The 24834-nt window shown below is 72.3% G+C and carries 20 protein-coding genes and 1 pseudogene; 10 read left to right on the forward strand and 11 right to left on the reverse strand.

The annotated features are described in order from the left end of the window. Positions 1-11: 11 nt before the first annotated feature. Entirely contained in the window at positions 12-1520 is a 1509-nt protein-coding gene (locus tag ACIP9D_RS04895) for an SPFH domain-containing protein (RefSeq protein ID WP_350868713.1), read from the forward strand. Positions 1521-1590: 70 nt separating this feature from the next. Here ACIP9D_RS04895 and ACIP9D_RS04900 read toward each other — a convergent pair whose 3' ends face one another. Beyond that, positions 1591-3051, reverse strand: coding sequence for a CCA tRNA nucleotidyltransferase (locus ACIP9D_RS04900; RefSeq protein WP_350868711.1), 1461 nt, complete (start codon positions 3049-3051; stop codon positions 1591-1593). 123 nt (positions 3052-3174) lie between these two features. On the opposite strand from ACIP9D_RS04900, the gene murJ reads away from it, so the two are divergent. The 7 genes from murJ (at position 3175) to ACIP9D_RS04935 (ending at position 11718) form a co-directional block, all read left to right on the forward strand. Beyond that, positions 3175-4938: a murein biosynthesis integral membrane protein MurJ gene (murJ, locus tag ACIP9D_RS04905; RefSeq protein WP_350868709.1), complete on the forward strand. Its 1764-nt coding sequence runs from the start codon at positions 3175-3177 to the stop codon at positions 4936-4938. A gap of 440 nt (positions 4939-5378) precedes the next feature. Next, complete coding sequence (locus tag ACIP9D_RS04910; RefSeq protein ID WP_350868707.1) at positions 5379-6986, forward strand: protein kinase family protein; 1608 nt, start codon at positions 5379-5381, stop codon at positions 6984-6986. Between the two features lie 43 nt (positions 6987-7029). Continuing rightward, positions 7030-7803, forward strand: a complete 774-nt coding sequence (gene sigM / locus ACIP9D_RS04915) for an RNA polymerase sigma factor SigM (protein ID WP_350868705.1) — start codon at positions 7030-7032, stop codon at positions 7801-7803. After that, on the forward strand, positions 7800-8912 hold the full coding sequence (locus ACIP9D_RS04920; RefSeq protein ID WP_350868703.1) for a hypothetical protein: 1113 nt from the start codon (positions 7800-7802) through the stop codon (positions 8910-8912). Before sigM ends, ACIP9D_RS04920 begins: the two co-directional genes overlap by 4 nt. A gap of 178 nt (positions 8913-9090) precedes the next feature. Further along, positions 9091-10044: a thioredoxin-disulfide reductase gene (trxB, locus tag ACIP9D_RS04925; RefSeq protein WP_350868701.1), complete on the forward strand. Its 954-nt coding sequence runs from the start codon at positions 9091-9093 to the stop codon at positions 10042-10044. A gap of 31 nt (positions 10045-10075) precedes the next feature. Next, on the forward strand, positions 10076-10399 hold the full coding sequence (trxA, locus tag ACIP9D_RS04930) for a thioredoxin (protein ID WP_350868700.1): 324 nt from the start codon (positions 10076-10078) through the stop codon (positions 10397-10399). A 152-nt stretch (positions 10400-10551) separates the two neighbouring features. After that, complete coding sequence (locus ACIP9D_RS04935) at positions 10552-11718, forward strand: N-acetylmuramoyl-L-alanine amidase (protein ID WP_350868699.1); 1167 nt, start codon at positions 10552-10554, stop codon at positions 11716-11718. A 41-nt stretch (positions 11719-11759) separates the two neighbouring features. On the opposite strand, the gene ACIP9D_RS04940 is transcribed toward ACIP9D_RS04935, so the two are convergent. Continuing rightward, on the reverse strand, positions 11760-12428 hold the full coding sequence (locus ACIP9D_RS04940) for a GNAT family N-acetyltransferase (RefSeq protein WP_350868698.1): 669 nt from the start codon (positions 12426-12428) through the stop codon (positions 11760-11762). A 291-nt stretch (positions 12429-12719) separates the two neighbouring features. Between ACIP9D_RS04940 and ACIP9D_RS04945 the strand changes: the two genes are divergently transcribed. Next, positions 12720-14033, forward strand: coding sequence for a PLP-dependent aminotransferase family protein (locus tag ACIP9D_RS04945; RefSeq protein WP_350868697.1), 1314 nt, complete (start codon positions 12720-12722; stop codon positions 14031-14033). Positions 14034-14040: 7 nt separating this feature from the next. Continuing rightward, a complete protein-coding gene (locus ACIP9D_RS04950) occupies positions 14041-15036 on the forward strand; it encodes a D-alanine--D-alanine ligase (RefSeq protein WP_350868696.1) in 996 nt (331 codons plus the stop codon). 70 nt (positions 15037-15106) lie between these two features. Here ACIP9D_RS04950 and ACIP9D_RS04955 read toward each other — a convergent pair whose 3' ends face one another. The 9 genes and pseudogenes from ACIP9D_RS04955 to rpmH all read right to left on the reverse strand — a co-directional run bounded on the left by ACIP9D_RS04955 (position 15107) and on the right by rpmH (position 24220). Next, a complete protein-coding gene (locus ACIP9D_RS04955; protein ID WP_350868694.1) occupies positions 15107-15916 on the reverse strand; it encodes a hypothetical protein in 810 nt (269 codons plus the stop codon). A gap of 2021 nt (positions 15917-17937) precedes the next feature. Then, positions 17938-18774 (reverse strand): annotated as a pseudogene (locus tag ACIP9D_RS04960) (ParB/RepB/Spo0J family partition protein); the annotation flags it as partial. A 207-nt stretch (positions 18775-18981) separates the two neighbouring features. Continuing rightward, positions 18982-20319: a ParA family protein gene (locus ACIP9D_RS04965; RefSeq protein WP_350868690.1), complete on the reverse strand. Its 1338-nt coding sequence runs from the start codon at positions 20317-20319 to the stop codon at positions 18982-18984. Between the two features lie 339 nt (positions 20320-20658). Further along, the gene (rsmG, locus tag ACIP9D_RS04970; RefSeq protein WP_400449354.1) at positions 20659-21537 is read right to left on the reverse strand and encodes a 16S rRNA (guanine(527)-N(7))-methyltransferase RsmG; all 879 of its coding nucleotides are present in this window, start codon (positions 21535-21537) and stop codon (positions 20659-20661) included. Between the two features lie 4 nt (positions 21538-21541). Next, positions 21542-22150 (reverse strand): R3H domain-containing nucleic acid-binding protein, encoded by a 609-nt coding sequence (locus ACIP9D_RS04975; protein WP_350868688.1) that lies wholly within the window; start codon positions 22148-22150, stop codon positions 21542-21544. A gap of 212 nt (positions 22151-22362) precedes the next feature. Beyond that, positions 22363-23346, reverse strand: a complete 984-nt coding sequence (yidC, locus tag ACIP9D_RS04980) for a membrane protein insertase YidC (RefSeq protein WP_350868686.1) — start codon at positions 23344-23346, stop codon at positions 22363-22365. A gap of 3 nt (positions 23347-23349) precedes the next feature. Then, complete coding sequence (yidD, locus tag ACIP9D_RS04985) at positions 23350-23637, reverse strand: membrane protein insertion efficiency factor YidD (RefSeq protein ID WP_350868684.1); 288 nt, start codon at positions 23635-23637, stop codon at positions 23350-23352. Beyond that, positions 23634-24047, reverse strand: a complete 414-nt coding sequence (rnpA, locus tag ACIP9D_RS04990) for a ribonuclease P protein component (RefSeq protein ID WP_350868683.1) — start codon at positions 24045-24047, stop codon at positions 23634-23636. The genes yidD and rnpA overlap by 4 nt, the downstream gene beginning before the upstream one ends. A gap of 35 nt (positions 24048-24082) precedes the next feature. Then, positions 24083-24220 (reverse strand): 50S ribosomal protein L34, encoded by a 138-nt coding sequence (gene rpmH, locus ACIP9D_RS04995; RefSeq protein WP_350868681.1) that lies wholly within the window; start codon positions 24218-24220, stop codon positions 24083-24085. Positions 24221-24834: the final 614 nt, after the last annotated feature.

Below are 24834 nucleotides of genomic sequence, written 5' to 3' on the forward strand. Positions count from 1 at the left end.
AGGAAACCTGCATGCCGCTCTTCATCGCCATCGGAGGCGCGGTCCTCCTCGTCCTCATACTCATCCTCTTCGTGCTCTCCCGGATCAAGGTGGCCGGGCCGAACGAGGCGTTCATCGTCACCGGCCGCAAGGGCCGCACCACGCAGACCGCGGACGGCGGCCGGTCGACCGACATGTCCGGGCAGAAGGTCGTGCTGGGCGCCTCGGTCTTCGTCCTGCCGGTGGTGCAGAAGCTCCAGTCGCTCGACCTGTCCAGCCGCCGGATCGACGTCGGCATCCGGGGCGCGGTCAGCAAGCAGGGCATCCGGGCCGACCTACACGGCGTGGCGATCGTCAAGGTCGGCGGCACCGAGGACGCGATCCGGGCCGCCGCCCAGCGCTTCCTGCACCAGCAGGACGAGATCGACAACTTCACCCGGGAGGTGCTCGCCGGCGCGCTGCGCTCGATCGTGGGTCGGCTCACCGTCGAGGAGGTGATCCGCGACCGGGCCGCGTTCGCCAGCGCGGTGGCCGAGGAGGCCGAGCACTCGATGACCAACCAGGGCCTGGTGCTGGACACCTTCCAGCTCCAGGACATCCTGGCGGAGGGCTCCTACCTGCAGGACCTGGGCCGGCCGGAGGCGGCCCGGGTGCTCAAGGACGCCGCCATCGCCGAGGCCCGGGCCCGGCAGCAGGCCGAGCAGGAGCGGCTGCTCGCCGAGGAGGCGATCGCCGAGGCGAACCGGAACCTCTCCCTGAAGCAGGCCGCCATCCAGGCCGAGATCGACGCGGCGAAGGCGAAGTCGGCCGCCGCCGGGCCGCTCGCCCAGGCGGAGCGCGACCAGGCGATCCTCTCCGAGCAGCAGAAGGTGGCCGAGCGCAACGCCGAGCTGAAGCAGCGCCAGCTGGACACCGAGGTGCGCAAGCCGGCGGACGCGGCCCGCTACAAGGTGGAGCAGGAGGCGGAGGCGGCCCGCAACGCGGCGGTGCTGAACGCCGACGCGCAGCGACAGGCGGTCATCGCCGCCGCCCAGGCCGCCGCCGAGCAGTCCCGGCTGACCGGTGAGGGCGAGCGGGCCCGCCGGGCCGCGCTGGCCGAGGCGAACGCGATCGAGGGCGCCAAGGAGGGTGAGGCGGAGCAGCGCCGTCGGTCGGCCATCGCCGAGGCGGTCGAGCGGGAGGGCCAGGCCGAGGCCGCGGCGATCCTGGCGAAGGGGCAGGCCGAGGCGGACGCGATGGCCCGCAAGGCCGAGGCTTTCGCCGCGTACGGCGAGGCGGCCGTGCTCGACCTGCTGGTCACCGTGCTGCCGCAGGTGGTCCAGGCGGCGAGCGCCCCGATCGGCGCGATCGACAAGATGACAGTCATCTCCACCGACGGCGCTTCGTCGCTGACCAAGTCGGTGGCCGGCAACGTGGCGCAGGGGCTCCAGCTCGGCAGCGACCTGACCGGGATCGACCTGGCCGGGCTGCTCTCCCGGCTCGGCTCGGCCGCCGGCAACGGCAAGCCGTCCGTCGAGGGCGCGGCGGTCGAGACCCGCTGACCGTACGGCGAAGGGCGCCGCTCCCGGTCTGGGAGGGGCGCCCTTCGCGTTGTCTCGGTGGACCGTCGGATCAGTGGAGGATGCCCTCGTCGCGGGCCCAGCGCAGCAGTTCCGCCTCGGCGGCGTCGCGGTCCAGCGGGCCGTGCTCCAGCCGCTGCTCCTTGAGGTGCTTCCAGGCCCGCCCGACCACCGGTCCCGGCGGTACGCCGAGCAGCTCCATGATCGCGTTGCCGTCCAGGTCGGGCCGGACCCGGGCCAGGTCCTCCTCGGCGGCGATCCGGGCGATCCGCTCCTCCAACGCGTCGTAGTCGGCGGCGAGCTGGGCGGCCTTGCGGCGGTTGCGGGTGGTGCAGTCCGAGCGGGTGAGCTTGTGCAGCCGGGTCAGCAGGTCACCGGCGTCGGCGACGTACCGGCGCACCGCCGAGTCGGTCCACTCGCCCCGGCCGTACCCATAGAAACGCAGGTGCAGCGCGACCAGCGCGGTCACCTTGGCGGTGACGTCCTTGGGGTAGCGCATCGCCTTCATCCGCGCCTTGGTCAGCCGGGCGCCGACCACCTCGTGGTGGTGGAAGCTGACCCGCCCGTCCGACCCGACCGACTTGGTCCCCGGCTTGCCGACGTCGTGCATCAACGCGGCCATCCGGAGGATGAAGTCGCAGCCGTCCTCCTCGTAGCGGATCGCGTTGCCGACCACGGTGAGGGTGTGCTCGTAGACGTCCTTGTGCTGGGCGTGCTCGTCGATCTCGAGCTTGAGGCCGGTCAACTCGGGCAGGAAGCGCTCGGCGAGCCCGGTCTCCACCAGCAGCCGGAGCCCGGTGATCGGGTCGGCGCCGCACAGCAGCTTGGTGAACTCGTCCCGGATCCGCTCCGCGGTGATCCGGTCCAGGTCGGTCGCCATGCGGGTCATCGCCGAGTGCACGTCGGGGTGCACGGTGAAGCGCAGCTGCGCGGCGAACCGGGCGGCGCGGAGCATCCGCAGCGGGTCGTCCCGGAACGACTCGTGGGGTGCCGCGGGAGTACGGATCACCTTGGCGGCGAGATCGTCCAACCCGCCGTGCGGGTCGGTGAACCGGTGCTCGGGCAGGCTCACCGCCATCGCGTTGATGGTGAAGTCCCGGCGCTTCAGGTCCTCGCTGAGGCTGGTGCCGTACTCCACCACCGGGTTCCGGCTGACCTGGTCGTACGACTCGGCCCGGAAGGTGGTGATCTCCAGCCGCAGCCCGTCGCGCTGAAGGCCGATCGTGCCGAACTCCCGGCCGGTCTCCCAGATCGACTCGGCCCAGCCCTTGACGATCCGCAGGGTCTCGTCGGGGTGCGCGTCGGTGCAGAAGTCGAGGTCCTCGCCGAGGCGGCCGAGCAGCGCGTCCCGTACCGAACCGCCCACCAGGTGCAGCTCGTGACCGGCCCGGGCGAACCGGCGGCCCAGCTCGTCGGCGACCGGTGAGACCCGGAGCAGTTCGGCGACGGCGTTGCGCTGCGCGGCGGTGAGTTCGCGGCGGTCGGCGGTGTGCGATGCGGAGACTTCGGACATGGGATCGCCAGCCTATCGGGCCGGGTCGGGATCCCATCCGCCGGGCGCGGGTAACGGGCTGGGGTTGACTAAGGTCTGTGACGTGCGGGCGGGCGCCCGGCAAGGTACCGGGGGAGGCTGGAGATGAGCGGCGGGCTCTACCGCAGCGCGAACGCCGCACAGGGCGGCGACCCCGGGGGGTACGGCCACGGCCGGCCGACGCCGGACGGCGCCACCTTCATTTCCGCCGAGCCGCTGAACCAGCCGGCCATGGAGTCGACGGCCCCGCCGCAGGAACAGGTTGCCGAGGCCAGCGCCGCGACGAACAGCGCCGTGATGGCGATCGGCAGCCTGGTCAGCCGGGGTACCGGCTTCCTGCGCACGCTGGCGCTGACCGCCGCTCTCGGCGGCGCGCTCGTCGGCGACGCGTACACCACCGCGCAGATCCTGCCCGGGATGGTCTACGAGTTCCTGCTCGGCGGCATCCTCACCAGCGTGCTCATCCCGGTGCTGGTGCGCCGCCGCAAGGCGGACGCCGACGGTGGCCAGGCGTACGCCCAACGGCTGCTCACCCTGGCGGTGGTCACCCTCGCGGCGGCCGCGCTGGTCGCGGTGGCCGCCGCGTCGCTGCTGACCAGGCTCTACACCAGTGACAACCGCGGCACGGACTACCAGGACCTGGTCACGAACCTGTCCTACCTGATGCTGCCGATGATCTTCTTCACCGGCCTCAGCGCGCTGATCAGCGCGGTGCTCAACACCCGGGGGCACTTCGCCGCCCCGATGTGGGCGCCGATCCTGAACAACATCGTGGTGATCGCCACCGCCGGCCTCTACATCGCGATCTTCGGCGCGGAGATCGTCCGGCCGGAGCAGATGACAGCCGGGCGGATCCTGCTGATCAGCGGTGGCACCCTGCTCGGGGTGGCGATCCAGGCCGCCGGCCTGCTGCCGGCGCTGCGCAAGGTCGGCTTCCAGTGGAAGCTCCGGTTCGACTTCCGCGCCCTCGGCCTGCGTGAGCTGGGCCGGCTCGGTGGCTGGATGTTCTGCTACGTCGCGGTCAGCCAGATCGGCCTGATCGTGCTCTTCAACCTGCTCAACCGGGCGGGCGACGGGGACGCCGGCGCCCTGATCTACAACAACGTCTTCCTGCTGCTGATGATGGCGCACGGCATCATCGCCGTCTCGATCATCACCGCGCTGATGCCCCGGATGAGCGCCGCCGCCGCCGATGGCCGCTACGCCGACGTCGCCGCCGACCTGTCCCGGGGGACCCGCACGGTCTCCGCGGTGCTCGCACCGATCGCCGTCTGCTACGCGGTGCTGGCCACTCCACTTGCGGTGGTGCTGTTCCGCTACGGCGCGTTCAGCGAGGAGAACGCCGCCGACACCTCACTCGTGCTGCTGCTCGCCGCGCTCGCCCTGGTGCCGTTCGCGATCAGCCAGCTCTTCACCTTCGCCTTCTACGCGCTGCCGGACACCCGCACCCCGGCGCTTATCAACATTCCGGTGGTGGCGCTGCGGATCGGCGTGCAGATCGTGCTCTTCGCCGCGTTCGCCGCCCACTTCGCGGCGGCCGGAATGATGATCGGCAACGCGGTCTCGTACCTGGCGGCGGCGATCGGCTCCGCCTGGCTGCTCCGCCCGCGGGTCGGTCGGATCGGGCTGGCTCACATCATGCGCACCCTGGGCCGGGTCCTGGTCGCCGCGCTCGGCGCCGCGCTTGTCGGTCTGTTGGTGGTCGCCCTGCTGCCCGGCGACGACACGCCGAGCTGGACGCAGGCGCTCGTCCAGCTCATCGTCGGCGGCGCGGTGATCGGCGGGACCTACCTCGGCCTCGCCATGGTGCTGCGGATCGGCGAGATCACCGAGGTGGTCGGCATGGTCCGCCGCCGGCTCGGGCGCTGACCCGGCGGCTCGACCGCCCGCCGGTACGCACCGTGACCGTGGATCACCAGGGTTGGGGATGCGGCTGTGGATAACTCCGCGATTCACCGGTCAGCTACCGGATCGGCCTGTGGATAACCAGCCGTACGGCTGAGCGTGACCGGCCCGTCGGGGGGAACTGGTCTGGTGTTGGCGCGAACCGCCACACCAGCCCGGGCCCCTCCGGCGGCCTCTTGCGGTGAACCCGTAGATTGGCTAGTACATGTGCCAGCAACGTGGCCGACAACGGTCGCAACCGGACGACTTCCCCGGTACCCGGCTCCCCGCCGGGTACGGCGGGAAGATGACATGTCGGGAAGGCGGGCAACCCGGGTAAGGTCGCTCTCGACGGGTACGGCAGGCGCCGACGCTCAGCGTCGACACCGGTCGGCCGTTCCTTCGAAGGCAGAGCGGGAAGCCACATGCCCAGCAGCGCGGGTCCATCGATCGACACGATCACCGAGGGAGGACGGGTGACCCAGGTCGGCGAGGGTCAGGACGCGGACGAGAGCGCTCCGCCGGTCATGACCTTCGGTGCTCCCACGGCCGGTGAGATCCTCGCCGATCGCTACGAGCTGGTCGAGCACATCAACAACGACAGCGCCGGCCGGCTGGTGTGGCGTGGTGTCGACGTCGTGCTGCGCCGCCCCGTTGCGGTCGTGCTGCGCTACCCGGGTGGTGACTCCGCCACCGAGATGCTCCAGGCCGCCGTCGCGGCCAGCCGGGTCATCCACCCCAACCTGGTCGGCGTCTACGACGCGATCGACGAGGACGAGCGGGCCTACGTGGTGCGCGAGTGGGTCGACGGGCGCTCCCTGCGCGAGATGGTGGCCGAGGACCAGCTCGATCCCGCCCGGGCGACCGCGATCGGCAGTTCCGTCGCCAGCGCCCTCGCCGCGGTCCACGCCACCGACATGGTGCACGGCAACGTGCACCCCGGCACCGTCATGATCTCCGACGACGGCCGGGTGGTGCTGGCCGACGCCCGCACCGACGGCGCGGACAGCCAGGAGAGCGACATCCGGGCGGTCGGCGGCATCCTCTACTTCGCCCTGACCGGCCACTGGCCGCACGCCGAGGCCCCGCTGCACGGCGCCACCGCCGGCCACGGGCGCGCCGCCATTCCCGACGCGGTCCGCGACGCGAGCGGTGCCATCGCCGCACCCCGCCAGGTGCGCGCCGGCGTGCCCGCGTACCTCGACGACCTGACCATGGACCTGCTCGACACCGAGATCGCCCCGCCCTCGTCGGACGTGCTCGCCGCCGAGCTGGACCGCCTCGACGTGCCCTCCGAGGAGCACTTCCTGGAGGAGACCGGCGGGCCGCTGCGCTTCGCCGCCGACACCGACGAGGAGCCGTCGCCGCTGGCCGCCGCCGGCGGCCGCAAGGTCGCCATCGGCATCGCCGGCCTGCTGGCCGTCGCCCTGGTCGGGCTCCTCATCGGCATCAGCGCGCTGGGTGGTGACGGCGACGACGACCCGCAGACCAACCCCGTCGCCGCGCCCACCTCGAGCGCGCCGGCCAGCGAGGCCACACCGGCCGCTGCCGTCGGCCCGCTGCGCGTCCAGAACGTGCGGATCGTCGACCCGGACAGCAAGGTGCGTGACGAGCTCGGCGGTGCGAACAAGGTCATCGACGGCGACCGCAACGAGGGCTGGGGCACCGACACCTACACCGCGGCCAAGTTCGGCAACTACAAGTCGGGCATGGGTGTGTGGCTCGACCTCGGCGCGCTGCACACCGTGAAGTCGGTGCAGGTCGAGCTCTCGGCCACCGGCGCCTCCGCTCAGCTCCTCGCGGGCACGACCAACCCGCCGTCCAGCTCGTCCGGCGACAAGGACCTGGTCGCGAACTACAAGAAGACGCCGATCGGGCAGCCGTTCGAGGAGCACGACGGCACCCGGATGACCTTCGACGGATTCGACGCCGACAAGAAGTACCGCTACCTGCTGCTCTGGATCACGGTGCTGCCCTCGAACGATCGGGGCTACCAGGTCGACGTTCAGGAAATCACGGTCCAGGGCTCGTGAGCCGTCCACCACGATCCGGGCACCGCCTCCGCCGGACGTGGTGATGGACGAACACGAGGGCCGGACGACGAACAGGTCGCCGGCCCCGCACGGGCCCACCGATCCGCTCGGCGACCTCGCGCTGCTGCGTGCCCACGTCGCCGGCGACCGGGACGCCTTCGCCGAACTCTTCCGCCGACACCGTGACCGTCTCTGGGCGGTGGCGCTGCGGACGATGGGCGACCGGGAGGAGGCGGCCGACGCCCTCCAGGACGCGATGCTCTCGGCGCACCGTGCCGCCGCCAGGTTCCGCGGCGACTCGGCGGTCACCACCTGGCTGCACAGGATCGTGGTGAACGCCTGCCTGGACCGGATCCGCCGGCGGCAGGCGCACCCCACCGTGCCGCTGCCGGACGGGGCACGCGCCGACAACGGGTCGACCACCGGCGGTGTCGAGCCGGCCGCCCCGATGCACGACCACGACACCGCGCTGGTGGTCCGGGAGGCCCTCGCCGCACTGCCGGTCGAACAGCGCGCAGCGCTCGTCCTGGTCGACGTGCAGGGCTACCCGGTGGCCGAGGTCGCCCGCATCCTCGGCGTCGCCGAGGGGACGGTGAAGAGCCGGTGTGCCCGAGGGCGGGCCCGGCTGGCGGTGCTGCTGGGTCACCTGCGACCGGCGACCGGCGACCCGGCCGTGCCCGCGCGGGTGGTGAGCGACGCGCCCCTCAGCCCGGTCGCCGACGTGCCGCCCGTCACCTCCGGGAACCCACGCCCGCCGGAGGGCGTCGGATCAGGGCCGGGTCGATCCCGGCGCGACGCCAACCAGGAGGACACGTGACGGTCGGGGGGTTCAGGGGGGTCGACCACGACCTGCTCGCCGACTACCTGGGCGGCGCGTTGGACGGCACCCCGCAGGAGGCGGTCGTCGCCCGGCTGGTCACCGAGGACGCCGCCTGGGCCGAGGCGTACACGCTGCTCGCACCGGCGGTGGCGGGCGTCCGGGCCGACCTGGCCGGCTGGGGGGAGCCCGCGGTCGAGCTGCCGTCGGCGCTCGCCGACCAGATCACGGCAGCGCTCGCCGCGCTGCCCCCCGTCGACCCGACCGCGCGACTCACCGACGAGCCGGTCGAAGCCGGTGCCGCGGCCGACGGGGCGGTTCCGGAGGCACCCGCCCCGGCGGCCGTCGAGCCGACGCCGGCCGCCACCCCGGATCGGACACCCGCCGCCGCAGAGGCCGACCAGGATGGCCTCGATCCCGCGCCGGCCGGCACCGGGCCGCGGCTGGTACCCACGCAGGGCGGCCCGGGGCGGCGCCGGCCCAACAACGGCACCCCGCCGTCGGAGCCGGGCCGGGGTGCGCGCAACGGGCCAGGCCGGCGACAGCGGCGGTGGGGCCGGATCGCCGGGCCGGTGGCGGTTGCCGCGGTCTCCCTGGCGGCCGTCGGGCTCGGCGTGAACCAGCTGGCTCCGGGCCGGCAGGACGGCGGGGCCGACACGGCGTTGAACCAGCCGGCGAGCGCCCCGGACGAGGCCGGCCGGGTGGCCCGGACCATCGCCCCGCCGCTGCGCAGCGGCACCGACTACACCCCGCAGACCCTCGGCGCCCCCGCCTCGACCGAGGCACGGCCGCTCGGGAGCGAGGCACCGGGCGAGCAGCCCCGGATCGACCGCGACGAGGGGCGGCTGCCCTCGCCCGACGGGCTGGACCGGCTCGCCCGGCTGACCGATCAGAGCGCGCTGAGCACCTGCCTCAACGAGATCTCGGTCGAACACGGCGCCGGTGCTCTGGTGGTCGAGCTGGTCGACTACGCCACCTTCCAGGGCGAGCAGGCGTTGGTGGTGCGGTTCGCCGACGGCACGGGCGCTCGCTGGGCCTGGGTGACCGGTCCGGAGTGCGGTGTCCCCGGCTCGGGTGCGGACACCCGCTACCGCACACGGGTAGGGTGAAACTGCGGTCACCGGGCGTTTGACCGTCCACGTGACCTGACCCACCGGATGCCCGGCTCGGGAATTCCCGGTTCGTACGATGAGTTTCGCAAGTAGCTGCCGGCTCTCTCCAGGGGTCGGCACTCGGATCGGCGTCGGTGCGCACCGACGCCGAACACACACAACTCGGGAGACGGCAGTGGACGAGGTCCGCAACCTGATCATCATCGGCTCCGGGCCGGCTGGCTACACAGCGGCGGTCTACGCCGCGCGCGCCAACCTCAAGCCGCTGGTGATCGAGGGCGTGCAGTCCGGCGGCGCGCTGATGACGACGACCGAGGTCGAGAACTTCCCCGGCTTCGCCGACGGCATCCTCGGGCCCGAGCTGATGGACAACATGCGCAAGCAGGCCGAGCGGTTCGGCGCCGAGTTCCTCACCGACGACGTGACCCGGGTCGAGCTGGTCGACACCGGTGACACCGGCGCCCACGCGGTCAGCACCGTCTGGGTCGGCGAGACCGCCTACCGCGCCCGCGCCGTCATCCTCTCCACCGGTTCCGCCTGGCGCCCGTTGGGCGTGCCGGGCGAGCAGGAGTACCTCGGCCACGGCGTCTCCTCCTGTGCCACCTGTGACGGCTTCTTCTTCCGTAACCAGCACATCGTCGTCGTCGGCGGTGGCGACTCGGCGATGGAGGAGGCCAGCTTCCTCACCCGCTTCGCGGATTCGGTCACCATCATCCACCGGCGTGACTCGTTCCGGGCCAGCAAGATCATGGCCGACCGGGCGCTGAACAACGAGAAGATCAAGGTGGAGTGGAACTCCACGGTCGAGGAGATCCTCGGCGCCGACGGTAAGGTCTCCGGCGTCCGCCTCCGCAACGTGCACAGCGGCGAGACCAAGGTGCTCGACGTCACCGGCGTCTTCGTCGCGATCGGGCACGACCCGCGCAGCGAACTCTTCCGGGGGCAGGTGGAGCTCGACGACGAGGGGTATGTGAAGGTCGAGGCGCCGACCACCCGGACCAACGTGCCGGGTGTGTTCGCCGCGGGCGACCTGGTGGACCACACCTACCGGCAGGCGATCACCGCCGCCGGCACGGGTTGCGCCGCCGCCCTCGACGCCGAGCGCTTCATCGCCACGCTGCAGGGCTGAACAACCGAAACACACCCGGAGGAGGGTCATAGTGGGAACAACCAAGGCGGTCACCGACGCGAGCTTCGCCGCCGACGTACTGAAGTCCGACAAGCCGGTGCTGGTGGACTTCTGGGCCGAGTGGTGCGGTCCGTGCCGCAAGGTGTCGCCGCTGCTCGAGGAGATCGCGGGCGAGATGGGTGACCAGGTCACCATCGTCAAGCTCAACATCGACGAGAACCCGGAGACCGCCCGGAACTACCGGGTGATGTCCGTGCCGACCCTGACCGTGTTCAAGAACGGCGAGCCGGTGCAGTCCATCGCCGGGGCCAAGCCCAAGGGCGAGCTGGTGAAGCTGATCGAATCGGCGCTCTGACCCGGCGCTGAAAGCATCCGGACCCCGTATCCGCCTCACGGCGGGTGCGGGGTCCGGCGTTTTTCCCGCCCGAGCCACCTCGCCGGTCCGGAGCGCATAACCTCAAGCCGGGGCCGCCCGGCCAGCCAGCTTCCGTGCAGAGGGGGTCGTGCGTGCGTCCGATCCGTCCCGGTGACCGCGGGCCCGCGGTCACGGAGATTCGTACGGTCCTGACCGGTCTCGACCTGCTCCCGAGGACGACCGGTCCGCACGACGACGAGTTCGACGTCGAGACCGAGCGGGCGGTACGGGCGTTCCAGCAGTCGCGCGGGCTGAGCGTCGACGGCCGGGTCGGCGCGGAGACCTGGCGGGCCCTGGATGCCGCACGCTGGCGACTCGGCGCCCGCACGCTCTACCACGCGGTGCCCGAGCCGCTCACCGGCGAGGACGTCCGCTCACTGCAGGAGCGCCTGCTGGAGATGGGGTACGACGCGGGCCGGGCGGACGCGATCTACGGCGTACGGACCTCCCGGGCCGTCGCCCAGTTCCAGCGTGAGGTGGGGCTGACCCCGGACGGCTCGTGCGGACCACACACCATGAACGCGCTGCGCCGGCTGGGCCGCAAGGTGGTCGGCGGCCGCCCACAGTGGCTGCGCGAGTCCGACGCGATCCGGCAGTCCGGCCCGACCCTGGTCGGCCGGACCGTGGTCATCGACCCGGGACACGGCGGCACGGACCCGGGGGTGGTGGTGCCCGACGGGAATCTGCGCTGGACCGAGGCCGAACTGGTGCACGACCTGGCCAGCCGGCTGGAGGGTCGGCTCGCCGCCGCAGGGGTACGGGTGCAGCTCACCCGCGGGCCGGCTCCCGGGGAGTGCCTGCCGGACACCGAGCGGGCGCAGCTCGCCAACGCCCTCGGCGCCGACGTGTTCATCTCGCTGCACACCGACGGACACGCCAATCCGGATGCCGACGGCGTGGCGACCTACCACTACGGCACCGACAACGGGGTCACCTCGGCGACCGGTGAGCGGCTGGCCGGGCTGGTGCAGCGGGAGATCGTGGCGCGTACCGGGCTGCGCGACTGCCGTACCCACGCCAAGGCGTGGGACCTGCTTCGGCTGACCCGGATGCCGGCGGTCCGGGTGGAGCTGGGCTATCTGACCTCTCCGGCGGACCGGGGCCGGCTGGTGGATCCCCGGTTCCGGGATCGGGTGGTGGAGGCGATCGTGGCCGCCGTGCAGCGGATGTACTTCCCGATCGAGCGGGACGTGCCGACCGGCTCGATCGACGTCAGCGAGCTGCGTGCGGTGGTCGCCGCCGGCACGGTGGTGGACTGAGCCGCGCTGGCCGGCCCGGCTGGGCCGCGGCGCCGGGCGGGTCAGCCGGAGGTGGTCGACCGGGTGGCCGGGGCGGGGCGGACCGGGCGGAGCAGCGTTTCCGGGCTCATCGAGCCGAGCAGCTTCTCCAGCGCGTACTCGACGTCGGACTTCCAGCTCAGGGCGGTACGTAGCTCCAGGCGCAGCCGGGGGAAGCGCGGGTGCGGACGTACCGTCTTGAACCCGACGGAGAGGAAGAAATCGGCGGGGGCGACGCAGCCGCCGGCCGGGTCGTCGGCGTCGCCGAACTTCGCGTCACCGAACGCCTCGATCGCCTTGATACCCCGCTTGGTCAGGTCCCGCGCCACGCCCTGCACGAGCATCCGGCCGAGCCCGCCGCCGGCGAAGGCGGCAACCACGTTGGCGGTCATCAACAGCGCCGCGTCGGCGGAGACCGGGGAGGTGGGGAAGGCCATCGAGCGGGGCACGTAGGCCGGCGGGGCGTACATGACGAAGCCGGCCGGCATGCCGTCGACGTAGGCGAGCTTGCCGCAGGAGCCCCACTCCAGCAGCGTCTGGGAGACCCAGGCCTCCTTCTCCAGGCCGGGATCGCCGGCGGCGCAGGCGCGGTCCGCGGAGACCGGATCGAGCTCCCAGTAGACGCACTGCCGGCACGGGCGGGGCAGATCCTCCAGGGTGTCCAGCGTCAAGCTGACCAGGCGTCGCGACATGGCGCATCCCCACAAATAGGCTCGGTGCTGAAGCCGGCACGGAACGACAGCGCCGCCTTCCTGCCCCCGACGAGCGATCGTACGCCGCCAACCGACCGTACGGGAGAGGACGCGCGAACCCTCACCGTGGCGGGTGACCGCGTCCGGGATATGGACGGTCCTCGTATCCGTACCGCCGCCCCTGGTCACGGCCGACTAGGATCGACATTCGGCGTCCCGTGCCGCCATGGTCGCCGGTGTCCCGGGTATGCCCCGAACGGGAGTCCGCCCCGCAGCGATCGAGGTGATGTCATGACCGGTACGACGCTCGACGACTACACCGACCGGTACGCCCGTCGCGTCCGAGGGATGACCGCCTCGGAGATCCGGGCCCTCTTCGCGGTGGCCAGCCGGCCGGAGGTCGTCTCGCTCGCCGGCGGTGCGCCCTACATCGCCGCGCTGCCGCTCGACGCGGTCGGCGAGATGCTCGGCCGACTCGGCGCCGAGCAGGGCGTGTCCACCCTCCAGTACGGCATCGGCCAGGGCACCCTGGAGCTGCGCGAGCGGATCTGCGAGGTGATGGCGCTCTCCGGGATCGACGCCGGGTGCGGCGCCTCCCCGGAGGACGTGGTGGTGACCGTCGGCGGGCAGCAGGCGCTCGACCTGGTGGCCCGGCTCTTCCTCGACCCGGGCGACGTGGTGCTCGCCGAGGGCCCGACCTACGTCGGCGCGCTCGGGGTGTTCCAGGCCGCCCAGGCGCAGGTGGTGCACGTGCCGATGGACGACGACGGGTTGATCCCCGAGGCGCTCGAGGCGGCCATCGCCGACCTGGCCCGGGCCGGCCGGCGGGTGAAGTTCCTCTACACCATCCCCACCTACCAGAACCCGACCGGCGTGACGCTGACCGAGGAACGCCGGGAACGGGTCCTCGACATCTGCGAGCGCGCCGGCCTGCTGGTGGTCGAGGACGACCCGTACGGCCAGCTGGGCTTCGAGGGTGAGGCGCCGGCACCGCTGCGGGCCCGGCGGCGGGAAGGCGTCTTCTACCTCAGCACCTTCTCCAAGACCTTCGCGCCGGGGCTGCGGGTGGGCTGGATCCTGGCTCCGCACGCCGTCCGCGACAAGCTGGTCATCGCCAGCGAGGCGCAGATCCTCTGCCCCAGCGGCTTCGCCCAGGCGGCCGTCTCGACGTACCTCGGCACCATGCCCTGGCGGCAGCAGCTCAAGGTCTACCGCGAGGTCTACCGCGAGCGCCGCGACGCGATGCTGGACGCGCTCGCCGACCTGATGCCGGCGGACACCACCTGGACCACTCCCGGCGGGGGCCTCTTCGTCTGGGCCACGCTGCCCGACGGCCTCGACTCCAAGGCGATGATGCCGCGCGCCGTCGCCGCCCGGGTCGCCTACGTCCCCGGGACGGGCTTCTACGCCGACGGCACCGGTGGCGGCAACATGCGGCTGAACTTCAGCTTCCCGCCGCCCGAGCGGATCCGCGAGGGCGTACGCCGGCTGGCCGGGGTGATGGAGCAGGAGCTCGCGATGCGCCGGGTGTTCGGCACCGTGCGCGGGGCCGGCTCGCGTCGGGGCCGGGCCGGCTCGGACGCGCCGGGACCCGACTTGGCATGATTCCGGCATGGGTACGACCGCTGCCGAACAATCCGTGACCGCTTCCGCCGTCACCGACGATCTGCGCGTCCTGGTGCTGGCCGGCGGGCTCTCCTACGAACGGGACGTCTCGCTGCGCTCCGGCCGCCGGGTGCTCGACGCGCTGCGCGGGGTCGGCATGGACGTCGAGCTCCGGGACGCCGACGTCGCGCTGCTGCCGGCGCTGGCCGTCGATCCGCCGGACGCGGTGGTGATCGCCCTGCACGGCGCGACCGGCGAGGACGGCTCGCTGCGCGGCGTGCTCGACCTGTGTGACGTGCCGTACGTCGGCTGCGACGCGCGGGCGTCCCGGCTGGCCTGGGACAAGCCGTCGGCGAAGGCGGTGCTCCGCGAGGCGGGCATCCCCACACCGGACTGGGTCGCCCTGCCGCACGACCGCTTCTCCGAGCTGGGTGCGGTGGCGGTGCTCGACCGGATCGTCGACCGGCTCGGCCTGCCGCTGATGGTCAAGCCCGCGCAGGGCGGCTCGGGCCTCGGCGCCGCCGTGGTCCGCGACGCCGCGGCCCTGCCGGCCGCGATGGTGGGCTGCTTCGCGTACGACTCGACGGCGCTGGTCGAGCGGTACGTCCCCGGGATGGACGTCGCGGTCTCCGTGGTCGACCTCGGCGACGGCCCCCGGGCGCTGCCGGCGGTGGAGATCGTGCCGCGCAACGGGGTCTACGACTACGCCGCCCGGTACACGGCCGGCCGGACCACCTGGCACAGCCCGGCCCGGCTGGAGCCCGAGGTGGCCGACACCGTGGCCAAGGTGGCGCTTGCCGCGCACACCGCTCTGGGCCTGCGGGACCTGTCCCGGGTCGACCTGATCGTCGACGCCGACGGGCAGCCGCACGTGCTGGAGGTCAACGTCTCGCCGGGCATGACCGAGACGTCGCTGCTGCCCCTCGCGGTGGCGGCCGACGGTCTGGACTTCGGGCGGGTACTCAGCTCGTTGGTAGCCCGGGCCGCCGCCCGCCGCCGCTGACCGCCTCCGGCGAGCGCCGGCTCAGACCTCGGCGGCGGCCGGGACGCGCGACGGTCCCTGGCCGTCGCTGCTATTCGGCGGCCGGCTTACCCTTCGCCGCACCGGACTCGGCTTCGGCGTCAGCTTCGGTCTCGGCTTCGGCATCGGTCTTCGCTTCCGAGTCGGAGTCGGGGTCGGGTCCGGCTTCGAATTCGGCTGCGACCACCGGCTCCGGGTACTCCTCGGCCGCCTCGATCACCGACGTCGGCTCCTCCTCCTCAGGGCTGCTGACGGGGGCGCTGTCGGTGAGGCTGGACGGCGCCTGCCACTGGATCCGAGGCGGTTCGGCCAGCGGGCGGCCGCCGAACTCGGCGAGCCAGGCCGCGATCATCGCGAGGTTCTCTCGCCACTGGGATTCCGGGATCGGCGGCAGGATCGAGTCCCAGAGCGGCAGGAAGGTTCCCCGCAGCTGGAGACGGCCGTAGGGCCGAGCCAGGAACCACATGTGCAGGTGCGCGGAGCCGTCGCCCCAGCGGTTCACGTGCACGCGCGCGACCCCGTCGAGCGAGCGGATCGCCCGCTCCAGCCGCACGGTCATCACCCCGAGTTCCGCGGCGAGCAGGTTCGGCAGATCACCGAGATCGAGGTGGGACCGGGACTCCAGGATGAGGACCATCGGGAGGCCGGTCGGGCGGTCCATTGCGCGTACCCGCCACCGCTCGCCGACCCAGATGTAGGCGTCGTCGGGCGCGCTGCACGCCGTGCATTCCCGGGGGCCCTCGCCCTTGCGGGGCGGTTCGACCGGGACCGGATCATCGAGCTGCTTGACGCGGATGTCGCCTTCGAAGGGGAACGAGGGCCACTGGGTGAAGTCCGGAACTACGGGAGGGGTGTCGGGCACGAGGCTGACCCTAACCGAGTCGAGCACCGGTGTCCCTACCCGAATCAGCGGTTGTCGTCGGCACCCCCGAAGACCCGCGCCGGGCAATCCACACGGTTATCCACAGGCCTCCGCAGCCGCGAATACGCCCCGTCATCCACAGGCCCACACCCCGTTCCACGCGCTGTTTCACGTGAAACTGCGGTCGCCTGTGGAAAACCGGTGTGGATAACTTTGGCCGACTCCGCCACCGCGCTGGATCGAGGACGCACCGCTCGGCTCGCGCCCCGTTTCACGTGAAACGGGGCCCTGCGCCGGCGTGGCCCCGCTGGGCTCGCGAGGCTGCGGAAGCGGGGTCGGCGCTGCCTCCGACGTTCGATGATCGCCGGTTCCGACCGCCGGTGTCCGCCCTCGCCGCAGGGCAGCAGCGGCAGTCGCAGGACACGGGCTCGCGTCCTACTGGGTGCAGGCGGGACGGACGCCGGCTCGACGCCTCGGGGCCGGGCCGCCGGCCAAGGCCTCCGCGGCGGCGGGTTCGAGGCGGCGGCGGACCGAGCGGGGGCGGTCCGGCGAGAGTGCCGGGTCGGGGACACGAGGGATCGGGCGACGGCGAGTCGGCGTGACGCCAGGTCGGCGTGACGGCGGCGTTTGAGACCGGACCCGGTTTCACGTGAAACAGAAAAGACCGCCTTTCGGTGCGTGGCCGCCCACGACGTGCGCCTCGGATTTCGGCCTGGAAGATCGCGATCCGCCGTGCCGGCAGAGTCGGTTCCGTCCGACGGCGTCGCGGCATCGCTCCTCGGCCCGCACGGGCGACCGCGGCCGAGGTTCCGGCCCCGGCTCTTGTTCCTGGTGAGTCGCACAGTCCCGCTCAGGGCCGCGCTGCCGTGCGGGCAGAGTTGGGCGGCAGGAGCGGGCAGGGTCGAGCCGGCCGGTAGGAGCGGGCAGGGTTGGGCCAGAGCGTTACAGGCCTACGGCGGGCGAGGCGACTCCGGTCGAGAAGACTCTGAGCGAGGCGACTCCGGGCGAGGCGACTCTGGGCGAGGCGACTCCGGGCGAGGACACTCCGGGCGAGGACACTCCGGGCGAGGAGACTCCGGCCGGGGCGAGACGGTCGGGGTGCGGACAGGCCCGACACTGGGGGCGGGTCGAATCCAGCGGCCATGTCCATGGCGCACCGCCTCAAGCTTGAGACGGCGGTCCCCGACGGGCGGTCACGCCCGGAGGCCCTGACGCCCCAGTCCGACTGGCGGAGAGATGGCGATTCGGTCGAGGCTCCGCCTGGGGCGAATCCCAGTGGCCCGTGCCGGCCCTGAGCGGGCCGGTGGCGGTCCGACCGCGCCGGACCCATCCGGTAAGACGTCCGGAGCGGATGCGATGCGCCAGGGCGATCTGGAGGGGTGGAGCTCCTCTCACCGCTCAGCAGACGGCTCCACGACAGCCGTAGCCCAACGGCACCGTGTCGTGCCGGGTCCCCCGGGGGCGCGACCCTGGGGACGGGCAGCGTCGCCGCACCGGCCTCCGCAGCGGGGCCGCCCCCGATGACGCACGGTCCGGCCGAGCGGACTTCTCGGATGCTGGAGCGCAGCACCAGGGCGGCTCGCGCATTCGCCATTCGGCCGTTTCACGTGAAACGGGGGCGATGCCGATCGCACAGCGGCCGTCCTCCACCCGGCGAGCACCTCGGGACGGATACGCCCGACGACCAAGCCGAGGGCGACCTGAGGAACCGCTCGGCAAGCGCGGCCGGTCGACCGGACCGATGACCGCGCAGACGAAGCTGAGCGGCAAGCGCCGGCCGCCGACCGAACAGATGCCAGCGCTGACGAAGCTGAGCGGCAACCGCCGCCCACCGAGCGAACAGATGCCAGCGCTGACGGAACGGAGCGGCAACCGCCGCCCACCGACCGAACAGATGGCCGCGCTGACGAAGCTGCCCCGGTGCGGCGCCGGCAAATCCGCTGGGGGGCGGATTCGGAAGGTCGACGGTAACGACAACGGCCGCGCACCCTGGTCGGGTGCGCGGCCGTTTGACGATCGGGTCAGTCGGTCGCGGACTCCTCCTGGCCGACCCCGATGATCCCGACGATCCGCTCCAGGTCGTCGACCGTGGCGAACTCGATAGTGATCTTGCCTTTGCTCCGTCCGATGTCCACCTTGACGCGGGTGTCGAACCGGTCGGAGAGCCGGTCGGCGAGATCGGTCAGCGCAGGCGCGTGCGGCTTGGTACGCCGTTTGGCGGCCTGGGTCTTCGCCGGCCCGTCGCTCAGTGCCAGGGCGACGATCTCCTCGGTCGCCCGTACCGACAGACCCTCGGCCACGATGCGGAGTGCGAGCTGCTCCTGCGCCTCCGTGTCGTCCAGGCTCAGCAGGGCCCGGGCGTGCCCGGCGGAGAGCACGCCGGCGGCGACGCGGCGCTGTACCTGAGCGGGCAGGTTCAGCAGTCGGATGGTGTTCGAGATCTGTGGCCGGCTGCGGCCGATCCGGCGGGCCAACTCCTCGTGGGTGGCCCCGAACTCCTCCAGCAGCTGCTGGTACGCGGCCGCCTCTTCCAGCGGGTTGAGGTTCGCCCGGTGGATGTTCTCCAGCAGCGCGTCCCGGAGCATCGCGTCGTCACGGGTGTCCCGGATGATCGCCGGAATGCTCTCCCTGCCGACCGCCTGGGCGGCCCGCCAGCGGCGCTCGCCCATGACCAGTTCGTACTTCTCGTCGTCGAGCTGGCGTACGACGATCGGCTGGAGGAAGCCGACCTCCTGGATCGAGGTCTTCAGCTCCTCCAGCGCGTCCTCGTCGAAGACGTGCCGCGGCTGCTTCGGGTTCGGCACGATCGCGTCGACCGAGATCTCCGCGAACCGCGCGCCGGGCACCGGGCTCAACGTCGACTCGGGCTGCTCCGGAACGGGGGTCGGGCTCGGCGGCGCTACCGCCCCGTTGACCGGCTCGGCGTCGACCGGTCCGCTCTCGGGCTCAGCCGTGATCGCACCGGCGCCCGGTACCGGCCCGGTCGGGATGAGCGCCCCCAGGCCTCGACCCAGACCGCCCCGAGGACGGTTCTTCATGCCTCGCCTCCCGACGACTCGTCCGCACTACGCATTCCGGCTCACCGGCTCCATGGCGCCCCGCTCGGCGATCTCCTGGGCGGCCTCGAAGTAGCTCGTCGCGCCCCGCGACCCGGGATCGTAGGTCATCACCGACTGGCCGTAGCTGGGCGCCTCGGAGACGCGCACGTTGCGCGGGATGACCGCCTGGAGGACCTTGTCGCCGAAGTGGTTGCGTACGTCCTGCTCGACGGCGTCGGCCAGCCGGGTACGCCGGTCGTACATGGTGAGCAGGATGGTGGAGACCTCGAGCCGAGGGTTGAGGTGCTGCCGGACCAGGTTGATGTTGTTGATCAGCTGGTTCAGCCCCTCCAACGCGTAGTACTCGCACTGGATCGGGATGAGCACCTCCTGCGCGGCCACCAGGGCGTTCACCGTGAGCAGGCCGAGCGAGGGCGGGCAGTCGATGAAGACGTAGTCGAAGTGACCGGGGTACGCGGTGATCGCCCGGTCCAGGCGAGACTCCCGGGCGACGACGGAGACGAGTTCGATCTCCGCACCGGCGAGGTCGATGGTGGCCGGCACGCACCAGAGATTGGGGATGCCCTCCACCGCCTGGGCGACGTCGTCGAGCGGCACGCTGTTGATCAGGCAGTCGTAGACGTCCGGCACACCGGTGTGGTGCGGCACGTTCAGCCCGGTCGACGCGTTTCCCTGCGGGTCGAGGTCGATCACCAGCACCCGGTTGCCGTGCAGCGCGAGCGCGACCGCCAGGTTCACGGTGGTGGTCGTCTTCCCCACACCGCCCTTCTGGTTCGCGACGCACATGACCCGGGTCCGCTCGGGCCGAGGCATTGTCACCTCGCCACTGGGGTTCAGGATCTGCACGGCGCGCATCGCCTCCATAGCCAACGGTGGGTCATCGTCTACGTCCGTTTCACGTGAAACGGACGACGGGTCAGCAGCCGGCGGGGCCGGGTACGGCTCGGCCGGAGCGCCGGCGACCTCGGGTGCCGCCACGGCCACCGGGGCCGCGTCCCGTACCGCGTCGGGGGTCGGCTGATGCGGCACTGCCGGCTCGAACCGGGCCGAGGCGGCCGTGTTCCGGCGAGGCTGGGTCGACCGGACGTCAGCGGGGGCGTTCGCCGGTCGCGGCGTGCCCTCCGCAGCCCGCCGCGAGGCCGGGGAGCCGCTCGGCTCCGACCCGGACGACATCCCGCCGACGGCGGATTGGTCCCGTGCCGCCGGGTCGCCGTCGACCGGGTGAGGCGCCGAGTTTCCGGAGCCCCCTTCGGGCGACCAGCTCGGGTAGCCGGTTTCACGTGAAACATGGTCGTTGGCCGACCCGGTCACGCGTGGATCGTCGTACCTGCCGTCGTCATGCACCTGTCATCCCTGCCCGCTTCGGATGGTCGGTCCGCACCCCGTCAACTGGCCACGCCCGCGCTCGTCCCGCGGGGCCCGCGGCCCGGCGGGAGCGGTCGGGACCAACAACTTCCGTCGCCGCCCGCTCCACACTATCGACGCGCGGTCAGCCTACGGTGGACGGGCGCGGCCGGTCCACGTCGGGTTCTCATCCCTTCGGTCCACCCGCACCGGTTCAACGACAGAACCATCGACCGGGAAGCCGGTGACAAGGCCCAAACCATTGGTCGATCACGATCGCCGCCGCGGGCGGTACGGCTCGGCACCGCCCGCGTGATTCCTGAAGGAACGGTCGGGCGGTCAGCGCCCGCGGGGCCGACCGCCCCGGGACTTCCGGCTGGCCTTCGGACGCGGGCCCACCAGGCGCTCCCGGACGACCTCCACCACGGTGGTCGGCGGGTCGATGACATCGACGCCGCAGTGCCGCACCGTCGGCTCGCCGCCGCCGAGCTTGGCCACCACAGCCGCATGCTCGGCGATCTCCTCGGCGGCCGAGGCGCCCTTGAGCGCCAGCAGCCGGCCACCCCGTACCGCCAGGGGGAGGCACCAGGCGGCGAGCCGGTCCAGCGGCGCCACGGCCCGGGCGGTGACCACGTCACCGCTCAGCGGGGCCGCGCCTGTCGTACCGCTGGCGGCCTCGTCGGCCCGGCCGCGGAACACCCGGGTGGTCCGGGTCAGACCGAGCTCCTCGACGACCTCGACCAGAAAGGAGGTACGTCGGGCGAGCGGTTCGATCAGAGTCACCGTCAGATCGGGGCGGGCGATCGCCAGCACCAGGCCGGGCAGGCCCGCGCCGGAGCCGACGTCGAGAACCGTCGCACCCTCCGGGATCCGCTCGGCGACGGCGGCACAGTTCAGCAGGTGCCGGTCCCAGATCCGGGGGGCCTCCCGCGGGCCGATCAGGCCGCGCAGCACCCCGTCGGTCGCCAGCAGTTCGGCGTACGCGGCGGCGACGTCGAGGCGGTCGCCGAAGAGGGTACGAGCCGCACCGGCCAGCTCCGGCGGCAGCGCGGCGTCGGACGGCGCGGGCACGGTCACGCCCTCGGTCGTACCATCCGCCGCGGCCCCGGGCGGAGCGTCGGGGTCGCCGGAGTGTTCACCGGGCCGGACAGCCGACGGCCCGGGTGAGGTGCCACCCGGGCCGGCCACGGCTCCCGCCGCGGTGTCGTCGTGGGTCACCCGGTCAGTCCACCGGCCGGACGATGATGCGCCGGTTCGGCTCGACGCCCTCGGACTCGCTCTCGACGCCGGTCATCGCGTTGACCACGTCGTGCACGCACTTGCGCTCGAAGGCGGACATCGGCTCCAGCCGGACGGCCTCGCCATACTCCTTGACCTTCTCCACCGCGTTCTTGGCCACCGCGGCGAGTTCCTTGCGCCGGTTGGCCCGGTAGCCCCCCACGTCGAGCAGCAGCCGGCTCGGCGTGCCGGTCTGCCGGAAGACGGCGAGCCGGGCCAGCTCCTGGAGCGCCTCCAGGGTGGCGCCACGCTGACCGACGAGGTTCTGCAGCCGTGCACCGACGACCTCGACCATCGGGCGCCCGCCGGCGACCAGCTCGTCGATGTCGCCGTCGTAGTCGAGGATGTCGAGCAGGCCCTCGACGTAGTCGGCGGCGATCTCGCTCTGCCGGAACAGGTCGCTGTCGGCCGCGCTCCGCTTCTCCCGGCCCGCCTCGACCTCGGTGTCCTCGGGCTCGGTCTCCTCGGGCTCGGTGTCGCCGTTCGCCGCGATCGGGGCGGTCTCCTCCTCGTCCAGGGACTCGTCGGCGCGGGGGATGCTGGTGTCGGTCACGGTCTCATCTCCGTACTCGCTCGGCCGGACCGTCGGGTCCGCTGGTCTCCCGGGGCCGGCGGGAGGTCGCCGGTGCCCGCGGGCACGTCTTACGGGCAGTCTCGCCCGTGGCCGCGCGGTGCGCGGCGCATTCCGCCCGGCGCCGGCCGTACGGCGGCTGCACGGTGCGGAACGGGCCGCCGTCGGTCACCCGGCGGCGGCCCGTACTCAGCTCAGCCCTGCCGCTTGGCGGGGCGTCCCTTCTTCGGGTTCATCGGCTTGGCGCCCGGCTTCGGCCCGGCGATCTTCGGCGCGGTCGCCTTGGCCGGCACCTGCGGGGCCGGCTTGCCACGCCCGAACAGACCGCCCGACTTGGCCGGCTGGACGGGGTTGCGGGCCCCCGAGGTGGCCTTGTTGGCGGTGGGCGGCGGCGGGTATTTGCGCAGCACCCACTGCTGCTGACCGAGGGTGAAGAGGTTGTTGGTGACCCAGTAGATGATCACGCCGATCGGGAAGATGGCACCGGAGACGAGCAGGGAGAGCGGGATGCCGTAGAGCATCAGCCGCTGGATCATCCGCTGCTGTGGGTCCTCGGCCCAGCCGGTCTTCAGGATCATCTGGCGGCTGGTGAGGTAGGTGGTGCCCATCATCACCAGGACCAGGATGCCGGCGATGATCTTTACCGTGGTGCCGTTGGCGTTCAGCCGGGCCAGCTCGTCCGCGGTCGAGCCGAACTTGCCGGCGATCGGGGCGGTGAAGAGCTTCGCCTGCGAGGCGCTGTCGAACTGCTCGACCGACCAGCCGTAGAGGGTCTTGGCCTGCTTGGCCGGGTCGAGCCGGCGGAGCACGTGGAAGAGACCGAGGAAGACCGGAATCTGGAGGAACATCGGAAGGCAGCCCATCAACGGGTTGGCCTTTTCCTTCCGGTAGAGCTCCATCATCTCTTTCTGGAGCGTCTCCCGGTCACCCTTGTGCTTCTCCTGCAGGGCCTTGACCTGCGGCTGCAACGCCTGCATCGCGCGCTGCGACTTGATCTGCTTGACGAAGACCGGGAAGAGGATCACCCGGACGGTGACCACCAGGAAGATGATGGCCAGGATCCAGGCGAAGTTCGTGCCGATCACCGCGCTGACCGGGATCCCGATGGCGTCCCAGGCGGAGTGCCAGGTCAGCAGGATCCACGAGATCGCGTAGTAGATCCAGTCCAGACTGAACAATTCTCAGGCTCCAGTCACATCGGCACGGCGGCGACCGCCCGGCTCCGGCACCGGGTCATGTCCACCAGGGTGGAAGGGGTGGCAGCGCAACAGCCGCCGGACCGCCAGGGCGGCTCCGCGGACCGCGCCGTGCCGGGCCACCGCCTCCTGGGCGTACGCACTGCACGACGGGTAGAACCGACAGCGGGCCGGCAGTGCCGGACTTATCCACCGACGGTACGCGATGATGGGCCCGATCAGCACACGGGCGGCGGCGCTGCTCGGCCGGGGGGCGGTCGGGTCGGCGCTCATCGGCGCCGCCCTCGCCCGGCCCGAGCCGCGGTGATAGCGGCATCCAGGTCGGCGCCGAGCGTCGGATAGGACGCGTCGGCGGCCGCCGGCAGCGCCCGGACGACCAGCGTGCTGCCGGACGGCAGCGCGGCGAGGCGATCGCGGACCAGGTGCCGGAGCCGGCGGCGGACGCGGTTGCGTACCACGGCGGGCCCGACGGCCTTGGACACGACGAAGCCGGCGCGGGTCGGGGCGGAGGGCTGCTCCGCACCGGTGGCCCGCGCCGGCTCCGGCGAGGTCGGTGTCTCTGGTTCAGGGGAGGCCGGCAGGGTCAGGTGGACCACGACGGCGCCTCGGCCGGCGCGTCGGCCACCCCGGACCGCTGCGGCGAAGTCAGTACTGCGCCGCAGTCGTTGCGCGGCCGCCAGCACGACTGCCCACGTCCCCCGGACCTACCCGGTCGGCCTCAGGCCGACAGGGTGGTACGACCCTTGGAACGGCGGTTCGCAAGGATGGCACGGCCGGCACGGGTGCGCATGCGCAGCCGGAAGCCGTGGGTCTTCGCGCGCCGGCGGTTGTTCGGCTGGTAGGTGCGCTTGCTCACGTCAGGCTCTCCGTTTTCGTACGCGCCCCGCGCGACGGGATCGCCGGGGTCGTGGGGTGGTTCAGGCCACCTCGGCGGTGGCCCCCGTTCGGTGCTGCCCGGCGGAGCGGGACCTCGGCAGTGCGGGGATGCGACCGCGGACAGCAAGCACCCATCACCCTAGCAGAGGGCGAGAGAGCAGCCGCTCCAGCCTACGCAGGGGCGCAATGACCGTCAAACAGCTCAGCCGGGATCCACCCGGACGCGCCGACGACCGAAGCGGCGGTTTTCACTGATGCCGACAACGGCCGGGCCGCGTCGACGGTTGATGGCGCAGGGACAACGCTGTTACCGTGCCCGATTGCGGTCGGCGTCGGGGGTGCAGTCGTCGTCGACCGGCAAGACCGGACAAGGTAGTGAATCGTTCGGCACGGTGTACCCGCTTCAGCGCCCGTTCAGGCAGGGGCAGGTCCCACCCGGAACCGACGAACGGCCACAATCGGTCGGTACACAGGCTGTGGATAACTTGTGGATGACGACCGGTCGGCCATTCGGCCGTTCGGGTGGTGATGGACCACCCGCGCGAATGCGGCGGGCCCGGGACGGCCGGCTGGCAGACAGCGGCGGCCGGGGAG

Source organism: Micromonospora sp. NPDC093243 (genome assembly GCF_044753725.1).
GTDB lineage: Bacteria > Actinomycetota > Actinomycetes > Mycobacteriales > Micromonosporaceae > Micromonospora.